Origin of the sequence: Faecalicatena contorta (assembly GCF_022835095.1) — a bacterium.
Taxonomy (GTDB): Bacteria; Bacillota; Clostridia; order Lachnospirales; family Lachnospiraceae; genus Faecalicatena; species Faecalicatena contorta.
On sequence record NZ_BQNQ01000001.1, the window covers coordinates 4,598,869 to 4,611,747 of the forward strand.

The 12,879-nt window shown below is 46.8% G+C and carries 10 protein-coding genes and 1 pseudogene; 1 reads left to right on the top strand and 10 read right to left on the bottom strand.

The window, feature by feature from the left end:
- Positions 1-18: 18 nt before the first annotated feature.
- The 7 genes from MWG26_RS20525 to MWG26_RS20555 form a co-directional block, all read right to left on the bottom strand.
- Entirely contained in the window at positions 19-861 is an 843-nt protein-coding gene (locus MWG26_RS20525) for a sugar phosphate isomerase/epimerase family protein (RefSeq protein ID WP_025655777.1), read from the bottom strand.
- Positions 858-1,724, bottom strand: a complete 867-nt coding sequence (locus tag MWG26_RS20530; RefSeq protein ID WP_025655776.1) for a sugar phosphate isomerase/epimerase family protein — start codon at positions 1,722-1,724, stop codon at positions 858-860. The genes MWG26_RS20525 and MWG26_RS20530 overlap by 4 nt, the downstream gene beginning before the upstream one ends.
- The gene (locus tag MWG26_RS20535) at positions 1,721-2,698 is read right to left on the bottom strand and encodes an aldo/keto reductase (protein ID WP_025655775.1); all 978 of its coding nucleotides are present in this window, start codon (positions 2,696-2,698) and stop codon (positions 1,721-1,723) included. The genes MWG26_RS20530 and MWG26_RS20535 overlap by 4 nt, the downstream gene beginning before the upstream one ends.
- Positions 2,699-2,720: 22 nt before the next feature.
- Positions 2,721-4,145: an MFS transporter gene (locus MWG26_RS20540; protein WP_025655774.1), complete on the bottom strand. Its 1,425-nt coding sequence runs from the start codon at positions 4,143-4,145 to the stop codon at positions 2,721-2,723.
- A gap of 96 nt (positions 4,146-4,241) precedes the next feature.
- A complete protein-coding gene (locus MWG26_RS20545; RefSeq protein WP_025655773.1) occupies positions 4,242-5,606 on the bottom strand; it encodes a family 43 glycosylhydrolase in 1,365 nt (454 codons plus the stop codon).
- Between the two features lie 26 nt (positions 5,607-5,632).
- Complete coding sequence (locus MWG26_RS20550; RefSeq protein ID WP_025655772.1) at positions 5,633-8,125, bottom strand: glycoside hydrolase family 2 TIM barrel-domain containing protein; 2,493 nt, start codon at positions 8,123-8,125, stop codon at positions 5,633-5,635.
- A gap of 56 nt (positions 8,126-8,181) precedes the next feature.
- Entirely contained in the window at positions 8,182-9,282 is a 1,101-nt protein-coding gene (locus MWG26_RS20555; protein ID WP_025655771.1) for a family 43 glycosylhydrolase, read from the bottom strand.
- 323 nt (positions 9,283-9,605) lie between these two features.
- On the opposite strand from MWG26_RS20555, the gene MWG26_RS20560 reads away from it, so the two are divergent.
- Entirely contained in the window at positions 9,606-10,676 is a 1,071-nt protein-coding gene (locus tag MWG26_RS20560; protein WP_025655770.1) for a helix-turn-helix domain-containing protein, read from the top strand.
- Positions 10,677-10,695: 19 nt separating this feature from the next.
- On the opposite strand, the pseudogene MWG26_RS20565 reads toward MWG26_RS20560, so the two are convergent.
- The 3 genes and pseudogenes from MWG26_RS20565 to MWG26_RS20575 form a co-directional block, all read right to left on the bottom strand.
- A pseudogene (locus MWG26_RS20565) lies at positions 10,696-10,950 on the bottom strand (FGGY-family carbohydrate kinase); the annotation flags it as partial.
- A gap of 102 nt (positions 10,951-11,052) precedes the next feature.
- The gene (locus MWG26_RS20570) at positions 11,053-11,385 is read right to left on the bottom strand and encodes an FGGY family carbohydrate kinase (RefSeq protein WP_025655768.1); all 333 of its coding nucleotides are present in this window, start codon (positions 11,383-11,385) and stop codon (positions 11,053-11,055) included.
- 211 nt (positions 11,386-11,596) lie between these two features.
- A complete protein-coding gene (locus MWG26_RS20575) occupies positions 11,597-12,853 on the bottom strand; it encodes a uroporphyrinogen decarboxylase family protein (protein WP_240285555.1) in 1,257 nt (418 codons plus the stop codon).
- Positions 12,854-12,879: the final 26 nt, after the last annotated feature.

The following is a 12,879-nucleotide window of genomic DNA, read 5'->3' on the forward strand; positions in this document are numbered from 1 at the left end:
TTCGCTCCTCCGATAAACTCATAAATATTTTTTTATATTTTCCAGTCCCCGCCTTAAATCCTCCAGCAAATCATTCGGACTGGCATCCTGATCAATAACAATACCGGTATCAATAAGATTCAGCCCTTTGGCTTCTCTTATGATTTCCTTTAGAGGAATGATCCCTTCTCCGACAGCGGCAAAGCGGTCCGCCCCAGCTTTTTTATCAGCGTTTTCGACAAAATCCTTTAAATGAAGAACCGAAATTTTACTGCCGTAATTTCTTATGATCTCCAGAGAGTCTTTTCCCGCGAACTCTATCCAGCCTGCATCCGGTTCAATCTTCAAGCCGGAAACTTCACGGATATAGTACTCAAAAACCGTGTCATCTCCGTCATCCGCCAGCTCATTAAAATGATTGTGGAATAAAAAATCTATATTGTCCTCCGCTAATTCTGAAATAGCCATTTTAAGATCGGGAATATCGCTACTTGCATCGGATATCTTTGATTTCTGAGGACTGTATGCGTAATAGCAAAGCCCCGTATTTCTGCCAACCTCCCTCATTCCGGACAGCGCCTTTTCCATGCTGCATCCCAGCATGGGAGAAAGCATTACATGAGCTCCTGTTACATCAAAGCCCTTATTCCTTACCTGTTCGATCTTTTCCCCTGCCTCCTTAGAGGACCAGATACCGGCATCACTGATCCCTAGCTTTCTAAGATGTTCCCGCATCCGCTCCTCCGGAATGCTAAGAGCATCCTCAAAAAGCACACACGGCTCGATAAAGTCAAATCCTATTTTCCTGAGCCTTTCCAGAGTCCCTTCAAAATCAGTTTCAAACAAGCTGCCAAGCCCATATGTATTTACACCGACTCTCATAACAAATCCTCCACATATTTCCTGCCTCGGATAAGGCTTTCTTTATAATCATCGCCATTGTCGTAAACAAATTCAACCGTAAGGAAGCCATCGTATCCATGGCGCTTAAAGCAGCCCATCAAGGCTTTGAAATCGACCATTCCGGTGCCTGTTGCGGCTCCCGCCATCCTGCTGCCATCTGCGCAGGTGTCGGCAAACATTTCTTTGTCTGATGCTACGCGCATATCCTTCAGATGGATGTGTGCTGTCCGATCTGCAAATTTTTCATAGTAATCAGTCGGATCCTCCTTTACAAGCAGCATATTCCCGCTGTCAAAGACAAGCTCCAGCTGCGGTGCCTTTGAGAATACATCCTCCAACTCGGCGGCGGTGCAGAAATGAAGTTTAAGGTCGGGCGTATCCTCCACGACAGGATGTATTCCGTATTTTACTGCCTGATCTGCTATTGGCGCAAATCTGGCGGCAAGATGCTCCCTTATATCCTCTGGCTTCTCATTCTCAATGCCCTTGTGGGCCTGAGGAACCAGCATCAATACCCCGGTCCCCAGCTCTTCTGCCATTTCCACGGCCTCGCAGCCTCTTTTATACAGCGCATCATTCATATCCTTGTCCGGATTGGCATATTCATCCATATAAATGAAGCTGGACACCTCAATGCCACGTTTGTCCAATTCCCGTCTTACATAGTCCATCCCGAAGGCTTTGACCTCCTCGCCCCATACATCCACAGCGCTGTATCCGCTTTCCTTTACCAGATCCAGCATCTCCTCGTATGTGTCCTTGAACTCATCCCTATCGCCGGTAATGATATATTTAAAATATGCCGGCAATATCATATTGATTGTCATTAAGCTGATCTTCATAATGCATTTACCTCAAGGTTTAAATATTTACATTCTTCAGGAGTAAGATTTAGCTCGTATGCGTTTATATTTTCGCGCATCCGCTCGATGCTCTTAGTACTGACGATCGCAAAAGCATTTATATCCTGACGGAATATCCATGCCATCGCTATCTGCGCTACATTTACCTGCTTCCTTTCAGCCAGCTCTTCACAGCGCCTTAACCGTTCAAAATTCTCCTCACAGGCATAGCCCTTTTTTCCTGCATCGTCCAAAACATTATCAATATCGGACAGATCGTCGCTCTTGAGCCTGCCGGAGAAAAGGCCGCGGGCCAAGCTGGAATATGCTATCACGGGCATCTGAGTATTTCGGTACCAATCCCTGTCGCCCTTGTGGGAGCTTCCTGTTATTGACTCGCAGCCGCCTCCCCAAGGGTCGCCGATCTGCTCCGCGAGCCCATAATTGGGACTTGAGACCGCAAACGGTATCAGACCGTGCTTATCGGCATATTCATTGGCCTCGGCTATACGCTCGTACCTCCAGTTCGATCCTCCGAATGCCCTGATCTTTCCCTTTTCGTGCAGTTCATTTAATACTTCGACTATCTCTCCCGCAGGTACGGAAGGGTCGTCTCTATGAAGCAGGAAGATATCGACATAATCCGTATGAAGCTGCTGCAGCGAGCGGTTCAGATCGCTCTTTATTTCCCTTTCATTCACCCGGCTGCGTCCGAAGATGCTCGGATGCGCACACTTCGTCAAAAGGACGATCTTTTCACGGTTGTCACTTTTTTCAATCCATTTCCCTAAGGATGTCTCGGCGCCCAAATAGTTATGGGCTGTATCAAAGGCTGTAATTCCGGCCCCAAGCATGGAATCTAAAAGCTCATTCTGCTCACGCCCCATCATAAACGAACCAAACGCCGTTCCGAAAAAGATACGGGATACCGGTTTTTCAACAAGAGGGAGTCTTGTATAAAAATCATCTTTCATACTTACACCTATCCTTTATCTTTTATTCTTTATCAGAGGCATATTTACCTTCTTTAAGGTCTGCTTCGATCGCTGAATACTTCTTGTCAAGGTCATACCTAGACATACAGAAAACACATAATGCGCTAATTATCGCAGGTATCACAATATAAATGCTGTTGATTGATGTGATAGCACTCTTCGACTGTACCGCAAGACTGGCATCAAAGTTTCCTAAGCTCAATATTGCCCCAAGCGTAGCCGTGCCAAGTCCCTGACCTATCTTAAACGCAAAGGTTATGGCAGCATTGCCCATTCCGACCGGGTTAAACCCGTTCTTCCACATACCATAGGTAATGGCATCCTGAACGATACTATTCATTGAAGCTCCTCCAAAACCGAATCCAAAGCCTTTTAAGAGCATTCCCGCGATCAGGACAGGGGTCGCTGTAGAAATGAGGGGAAGTAAAAATCCTATGGCGGATGTACCCATTCCGATCATCAAGCAATTACGTTTTCCGAGTTTACCGATCAAAGCTATCCCCAATACAAGCGTTGGAATCATTGAAAGCGAATAGACTGCCGATAACAGTGCCTGAAGGCTCACGTTCCCCAATACATACTGCGTATAATATACTGTGGCGCTTCCTGTGGTTCCCATAAGGAACATGATCAATGTACCTGTAGCGCAGGAAAGAAGCCAATATTTGTTTGTAAAAAGCGATTTTAATATCCTGCCGATACCAACCGTATTTCCATGATTGTCCTTTACCGTATTATCCACCTGCTCATTATCACCTTTATTGATACTCACGCGCTCTCTTGTCAGAGCAACACAAATTCCCGTTGCAATCACATATATGATCATGTAAACGATGACCGCTCCGATAAAACCCTTCTGTGTATAGAGCTCGCCGCCGCCGATAGCTCCCGATATCTTCAGAAAGAAGCTATTGACAAGGATGGTAAAGAGCACATTGGTACCAAGAGAATTCAGACCGCCGTTGATACCGCGAGATTTCTGGTTCATAGTGGCAAGACCGCAGAGAGATGAATATGGCACCGCAAGCGCCGTATAGCACACTGTATTTGCCAGATTATACGTTATAAACATATAAATGATCTGCGCGGTACGGCCCCATGTGGCAGGCACGAAAAATGCCAGCACCGCACATATGACCGTAGGAGCCATCATGCGCAGCAGCCACGGACGGGCCTTTCCGAGCTTGCTTTTTGTATGATCGACCAGATATCCCATTACAAGGTCTGAAATTCCATCCAAAACCTTTGAGATTGCAATTACCGTGGCCGCCAGACCTGCGTTTATCCCTGCAACATTAGTATAATAAACCAGCAGGAAGGTTCCGAATAATGCCTGCTGTACATTTACGCCGCTGCCCAAAAAATACCCGAAATGCTCCGAGAATCCTAGTTTTGCATCTACACTCATATCACGTTGTTTCTTCATTTCCAGCTTTCTCCTTTCATTATTACACTGTAAATTTATATTAATTATTATGTATCTGGCGGTTCGGATGATCCGCCGCCAGCCAATTACGGATTATCAATAAAGCGTTAGTTCAAATATTTCTAACTCGTTGGCTTCCTCAAAGGACAACCGCAGCTCATATTTTCCGGCATCAGCGTTCAATTTTCCTCCGCTTTGTAAACCGTCCGCGATAGTGATATCACCACAGAAGGCATCATCCATATATACTTTGATCCTTCCGCTCCCGGCACAAACCATCTCAATGCGGTTCCATCTTTCATCGTTCTTTATATAGCGGAAAACTACCTCATCTCCTGAACCTATGTTTGTTATCACTTCGGGATACATTTCGCTCGCAGCCGCATCCTTATTTAAGCCGATATATGCGCTGCCCTTTAACGCACATGCCTGATAACCCATTATCCTTTCGCCCGGAGCAAACGGCTCCCCGACTCCTTGGGACGTCATTTTGACCTCCGGGATACTCCCATCCGGCAGTATCGTTATCGGTTCTATACAAAGACGCCTGTTTTCCTTTACTCCTCTGCTGCATCTGTGATAAAAAACATACCATTGGCCATTTACGCACTCTATAGAGCCGTGGTTGTTCCAGCTTGCAGGATCGCAGTCGGCATTATCAATGATGATCCCCCTGTACTCAAAAGGCCCAAGAGGGGATTTTGATGTGGAATATCCCAGCGCCGTAGGCTTCCCTCTCTCCATATCCGCATATATGTAATAGTAGGTATCACCTATCCTACGCATGGAGGAGCCTTCATGGAAAAAGTGTTCCTCTTCTCTTACGAGATTATCCACTACAGAATCCTCGTCAAATGAAACCATATCGGGATTTAACTTAACTCCGTGAGATGCAAGCTGTCCCCAATAAAAGTATGCCTGTCCGTCATCATCGACAAAAACTGCCGGGTCTATCCCCCCGCAGGGAAGCTGCTTCGGCTCCTTAAAGGGCCCCTCCGGCCTGTCAGAAATCGCTACTCCCTCGCTGTCATCAGCCATGCAGAAATAGAGATAGTACCTTCCGTTTTTTTCAATGCAGTCAGGGGCATATAAAAACGGCACTTCATTTGACTTAAACTGATCCTCCAGCTTCAGATCCCCGCCTCCTTTTTCGCGGGCAATTTGTATCATCTTCAAAACAAACGGCGTAAGATGCTCTAGATCGACCCCCGGATACTTCGGCGCGTCCGGATTGCCAAACCACGGGATCTCATTTCCGTTTAATGACTCATCATGTATCGTCCAGTGCTCCATATCCGGCGTTGAGACAACATGATACTTCTCACTGCAGAATGCGCCGTCTTTATCATCATAGCTTCCATACAGATAAAGACTGCCATCCGGCATAACATGGCCCTCACTGTCCGGAACATGATATTGCAGCGGCAATATGGGATTCCTTTTGTTTACATAAGTCTCCATTTAAACCTCCTATCTCTGCAAAACCATCACACAACAACTTTTGCATTTTTTGCTTTTATCACTACGATTGACTCGCCGCAGCCCTCTGCTTTAAACCTGACCTTGATCTCTCCGGTCTTGCCCGTGCTGCGCACTGCTGCCATCACCTCGCCCTCGTACGTTTCCCACACGTTCTCGCCGTATCCTCTTGTTGTCTGCGGGTTTGCGCTTCCGTATCCCTGAAGAACTCCCTCGCCTGTAACCTCAACAGCCACCTCTTTTACAGCAAACAGGTTGGGAGCACCCTTGCTATCCTGCAAGCGGCATGTCACAAAAGCTATATCATGCCCGTCGGCTGCAATCTCATAACGGTCTGAATCAACACTAAGCAAAACGTCACTCTCTGCTGTATTAAGTACATATCTCCCCGTCTGCGCACCGTTGCTATAGCCTATAGCCGCAAGCTCTCCGGGCTCATAGCAGACCTCCCATACCGCAGTAAAACCGTTTTTTCTTCCGGCAGGCTTTTTACCGAGGCTTCTGCCATTTAGGATAAGCTCAACCTCCCCGTCGCAGGAATATACATCAACCTCCGTCTTCATGCCCTCCATTCCCGGCCATGTCCAGCTTGATATGTTATCCTTGGGAATATACTGATTGAATCCGTGCTCCTTTCCGTAGCGATCCACCTTGACTACGGCGATATACGGTTCTTTCCTGATGCCATATACGATCTCCCTAAGGTAGCTTGTCGGCCTGCGGCAGCCGATAATATTGATATCGCCAAAATAAGCTATCCGATCCGGGAAATGCGAACCGAAGCTCTTCGTACCGTCATAGTGGAACATTCCTGCGCCGGCCTCTCCCAGATAGTCGTATCCGGTCCATGTAAAATCGCCCAGCACATGATGATTATCCTCAACAGCCTTCCAAATGCGGACAATATCCGCGGGAAAGTTTTCCGTAAACACGATGGGCTTATTTGGATGTATTTCCTTCTCAAGCTCGGCGCGCGATGTAAGATAGTTATATCCGCAGATATCAGGCGCCTGTCCGGGCTCCTCCAAAACTTCACTCAAAACAGGATGCGCATTAAACTCATCCTGACTGACAAGCGGGAGCAGCATGTTCATGGCGCTCACTGTATCCTCGGCGGAGGCTGCCGCACTGCCGATATCCGGGCCCGTAATGCCGTGCTCCTCCATAAGCGCAGCCAGAAGCTTCGGCAGTTTCCCCGCTGCGGCAACCGCGTTAAGGCCGCTGCAGCCCGTAGTGGTAAATCTCGTGTTATCTAATTCATGAAGCTTGTTACAGAATGTGCGGTTATTCCTTCCCCCGCTTTCACGCCCTATGTCTAATATCTCATTGCCGGATGAGTACATTATCACGCACGGATGGTTATAATCCTTGCACACCATCCTCTCCGATTCTTCCTCCCAGCACCGATCGAACACCGTTGAAAAGTCGCAGGTATTTTTCTCCTCAAACCACATATCAGACAGCTCATCCATAACGTAGATACCGTATTCATCACAGGCCGAAAGCATTTCCCTGCTTAATGGATTATGGGCTGATCTTATGGCGTTAAATCCTGCCTCCTTGATCTCACGCGCCCTTTTATTTTCCGCTGCTTGGAATGTTGCCGCCCCAAGAATCCCATTGTCATGGTGGATACAGGCACCCCTGAGCTTTATCTCCCTTCCGTTGACCCGCATACCGCGCCCGGCATCAACGGTGATCATCCTAAAGCCTGTCCTGACCTCTGAACGGTCGATTGTTTCATCCTCCTCGACAAGATCCGCTCCGACCGTATACAAAACAGGGCTTTCGTCATCCCACAGCTTCGCGCCCCGTATAAATATATTCTGGCGCAGGGTCTCTGTTTCGCCGCCGAATATCGTGGCCCTTACACTATCCTCCTTGACAGTACCCTCTGCTCCTGTGATAACAATATGAAGCTTAATATGATGGCTTCTTCTGCTCACGTTTCGGAGCTTTGTCTCCACCTCCACGATAATACCGTCTTCATCAATATGCTTTGTTGTGACCCGCACGCCATCCTCTGCTTTATGGACGGGTCCTCCTGTGAGCAGCTCCACGCTCCTGTAAATCCCGGATCCGGTGTACCAGCGGCTGTTAGGCATTGCTGTATTGTTTGCGACTACCTTTATCTCATTACTTTCTCCGAATTTAAGGTATTTATCGATATCCACATAAAATTCGCCGTATCCGTGGAGATTATTGTATGCAAAGCAGCCATTTATCATCACCTTGGCCGTTTGGTAAACTCCGCCGAAAAATAATTTCACGGACCTATCCGCCCAGTCTGCCGGCACATCTATATTTTTTGTGTAGGTGTACTGGCCTCCGGGATAAAATCCCGTCTGTGCCCCGTTGCGCGTATCCGGCGTAGGTGTCTCATATACCATCGCGTCATAAGGCAGAACAACATCACTCACCACCTGAGCCTGCCCCGTAAGTTGCTCAAGAAGGCTACCTTTCATAACACTCCAGCCGTCATTTAGCAAAACTCGTTTCATACAACAATCCTCCTTGCTTTATCATCCCTCTGTCATTATTTTCAATCAACTCCGCATTACTCATAATCCTCTATCCGCCATTCGTCCTTCCAGTCGATTATGACCTGTCCATAGGGATGCGCATCGTCGGGGTCGGCAAACCTGATAGGAAGCCAGACATAATCCGATATGGATGTATTTGCCTTCAATGCCTTGCTAAATGGAATGTTTTCTGTTGCCTTTGCAAACTCTGCCTGAAGGTTTTTATCAGTATAAAAGCTTGGATCAGTGTACAGCTTAACTGCCTTTTCAACATCAGCGTATCTGATTTCCGTAAACTCCGGCAGCCAACGATCCGCGCAGGCCATATAAAGATCCTTTTTACCCGGGACCTTAAATACTGACGCAATCTGCGAATGGAATGATGTATCAGTAGGATCGCCAGGATGCACCCCTCCTATATCTACATACGGCCCATGCCATGTATCTGCTATGGCTGCCTCTGTAGGATTCGGAAAATATCCTGTTATCCCACTTGTAAGAAGATAATGCTTTCCCTTTCTATAGAAGTGCGCCGGGGCCTCTCGTATATAAGGGGCGCACGGCCTTGTAAGATGCGTAGAATAATATCCTGTTATATCTGTGTAATCATCGGTTATATCGGCGCATATTATCTCACTATGCACCCTCTCGAAATAGTAATATGCCTTTCCGTCAGGCGCTATCGCAAGATCGAAATCACCTGCGCTCATCCCCAGCGGCTTGATGCCCTCTTTTACAACCGTATATGGCCCAAGAAAATGATCCGCTGTCAATATTGTCGTCATCTGAAAATCATCATAGCTCATTATTTTCAGCCAGCACACATACTTTTTTGCGGCGCGATTATAGATAATGTGCGGCCTGTCCATATTGCGGTACGGGTGAAGCGTAGACTTCTCATCATCAATATCAGGTTCTATTATGATCCCCCTGTCCTCCCAATTATAAAGATCCTTGGATGAATAACAGCGCACGCCCCAATGCCATATTTTATCTTCCCCTGTTGTTTTCTCCTTGTTCTCACCATACCAATAGTAGGTTCCGTCCTCATAAAACAACTGCGGTGCGTGAGCCTGTATCCGCTTTCCTTCGGTGTCAAGCCAAACCTCTCCCGGTCTGATAGAATTGTATACCATTTCCTTCTCCCTTCGATAAATGTTTCAGACGATTACCGGAGCAGACTAATCCTGCGAAAATGTATCCCTTATGCGCATATCTACTACCGTTCTTTTGTTACGCATTAATATTAAGACCATTTTTCCCTCCCAACAATATCACTGAACGTATTACAGGGCATATTTTTGTATCATATTACGTCATATGTTTTCTGTCGTGAATTAATTGTATCTTATTTCGTCCATTTATCTGCTGTTTTATAACATATTACGTCCATATCTTTTCTTATTTTTTAAATTATGTTAGAATGTGATAAACACAATATACGGGAGGCGCTTAAGACATGTCGATTTCTATGAGACCATCCTTTCATGGTGGTAAGGATAACCTGAACCAGATTTTTTCTCTCTACTATAATCCTGATTCTGATTTTTTCTATCAGAAGACAGAGATTTCCTTTTTTATCCTGCTTTTAAACGTACATTCTGGCTTCAAGGAAGAAAGCACCTATTCTATTTTCACGCCTGAATCACAGTACAACGGTCCTATAAGCTCTATAGCCGGAAGAACAAGCAATATGCTCCACCAACATAACACCTTTGAATTCACCTATGTCGTATCCGGCGGGATGTATCAGCTTGTAGAGGGGAAACGCTTTTTTTATCCCACCGGAAGCTGCTGTCTTATGAACCGCAATACCTTACACACTGAGGATGTTTCCTCCTCGGATTTTACCTGCATTTTCTTTTCGGTGTCATCGGAGTTTGTGCAGCTCCTTGACCAGCAGGCGCAATCCCTGCTGTTTCCACAGGAGAAAAAGCGCTTTGATAACCTGATATTTCATTTCATGAAGGATAATTCAGAAAAAGAGCACAAAGGCTCCAAGGACTTTCTCGATTTCGTGCCGCGCATCACGGAGGATGAGCAGAAAGTTATGGTGCATGATATTTTTGAAAGTATGCTGTACACCCTGCTGAACCCGTATTACGGGGCGACATACCGCCTTCAGGATCTCTTCTTCCAGCTCATCGATATCTTATGCAATCCAACATATTATATCGCCACGCATGTTACGGCACAAAGCAGTATGGACTCCCTGCTCTTCTCACGCATTGACCAACTCTTAAAGGAGCGTAACGGACGCATCAGTAACAAGGAGCTTTCCCTTCTCCTCAACTATGACGGCTCCTACCTAGGCAGGATCGTAAAAAAGCATACCGGCAAAAGCCTTTTCGACTACAGCATGACCTTCACGATGGCCGCCGCAAAGGAAATGCTTTCCAGAACAAAAAAAAGCGTGTCCGAGATCGCAGACGAGCTGCATTTTTCAAATCGAACACACTTTTATAAATTATTTGAGCAAAATTGTGGGATGACCCCGAGGCAGTACAGAAAAATGAATGTCAAAGAATGACATCAGATATGCAGTGCCTCTACATCAATCCTCTGACCGACCTGTACACTTTTGCGTACCTCTTATAAGCCGCCATATATTTATCATTAACCTCTTTTTTAGGCCGATAGGTGCGAACCTTCCTGACCATTCTATCCGCCGCATCATCGAGGTCTTTAAAGCAGCCTACAGCTATCCCCGTCAGCATCGCGCTTCCGACGGTCCCGGCATCGACGGTCTCAAGCGCTGTCACCGGCATACCCAGCATATCGGCCTTCATCTGCATCCAGACGCTTGAGCGCGCCCCGGCGCGTACGTCCGGCCTTCATGCTGTTCTTCATACTTGTTTTCAAGGTATTCGTTTCCGCGGGCCATGACCTTCATATCGGGTATCCCGTCATATATGGGTAATGCACTCATCCGTCCACTCGCCGTCAACCGCTATATCGGAGATAAAGACTCCCGTGCCGACGGCAGGCGCTATCTGGTCGTGGCTTATGCAGACTATCCTTGCAGATTTTGACAATCCGGTCCTCTCCATCGTCCTTGTAGCAAGGGAGTAGTCTATCTTCGCCTGCCCTGTATGATGGAATACTACAAAATCCTCCATCAAAAACACGCGCCTGGCCCTTGCGAAGATATCCGGCTTGTTGCCGCGGAGCCACATGAGCTTAGGCAGGGAGTACATCTCATGCGGCTTTATCCCGGAAATCTCCGCGTACCAACTCATCCTGTGGGAGGATGATTTACATCATCCCGAAAAAATCTCTAAGCCTATCCCGGCGTCAGCCGTGGCTCTGTCGAATGGAATAAGACCTATAAAATCCATCAGCATCAATACATACGCAGTTTAAGACCACTCATCGCATAAAGGCTGCTCAACTTCATATCTGTATGAAGCTTATTTCAGTGCGTCAAAAATATGAGATCACCGCCTGCATCTAAATAATTCTGTTAAATTCTTTCACCGCGTCAATCATTGCTACTACATTTTCCACAGGAGTCATTGCCTGAATGTTATGTATCGTGTTAAAAACAAACCCGCCGCCTTCTGAGAAAATACGGCACATTTCCAGTACTTCTTCCCGTACCTGCTCAGCTTTTCCAAAGGCAAATGTTTTCTGCGTATCCACTCCGCCGCCCCAGAATACAATATCTTTTCCGAACTCCCTTTTCAGCTCCCGGGGATCCATATTTTCCGCTGTCCACTGGACCGGATTCAGAATATCAAATCCGCATTCGATCAGCTCTGGGATCAGAGCCTTAATTGACCCACAGGAGTGCTTAAATGTCTTCCACGATGTATTTGCATGGATCCATTTATTAATCTTCTTATAGTAAGGCATATACAGTTCCCGGAAAGTTTCATTCGAGCAGAATGGACACTTCTGGGTACCAAAATCTGTACCGCAGGTAAATGCGGCCTGAGGAACATCTCCCACCGTCTCTTTTATTTTTTTCAGATTCTCAAGAGCTATATCCGTCTGTTTTTCAAAAACCGAATGAAGATAATCCTGGTTAGTCAGAGTGGCAATATACCATTCCTCAATATCCCGGATACCCTTTGGATGCTTCAGCATACTGCCGGGTACAAATGCCACATCACCGATACCGGTGCCTCCGAACGCAGCTATAACGCCATAACCACGTTTCTCTGCCGAAACGCACTGTGTGCGGATAGATTTCAGATCTTCATCCGATATATAACCGAATTCTTCCAGGTTATCCTCCACATGCAGATTGTCCTCATCATAGTCCTCTCCCCTTAACAGGCAATCAAAAAAATAGCCGCCCAGAGGCATTTTTGCAGTTGGAGGAAGGCTGCGGTCCCCCGCCACATATAGGAACACATCTCCTCTTGCATCCATAGACGTTTCAAAGTTATCTGGTACTAGGATATCCTGCCCCCAGGGAGTCCGCCACTCTTTACTGCCCTCATCCCGGAACCCAAAGATCGTGTTTGGATTCCAAATCTGCGTAGTGTCTATCCCCATCGCCTGCTTCAGATCCTCATCCACAGTCCCCAGCATCTGGAGCGGCTCCATCAGACGCACCGGACGTTTTTCCAGGCCATAATATTCTCTTAGCTTTTCTACAATTGATATATGAACCCCTGTCACCGAGGTCGCCCCGATATCCAAGGGTACCGGGCCGCTGCGATGTGCCAGGGCCCTGCTGATTTTTTCCCTGCTATCCATATAAGCTTCTCCTTTCGCAAAGGGGT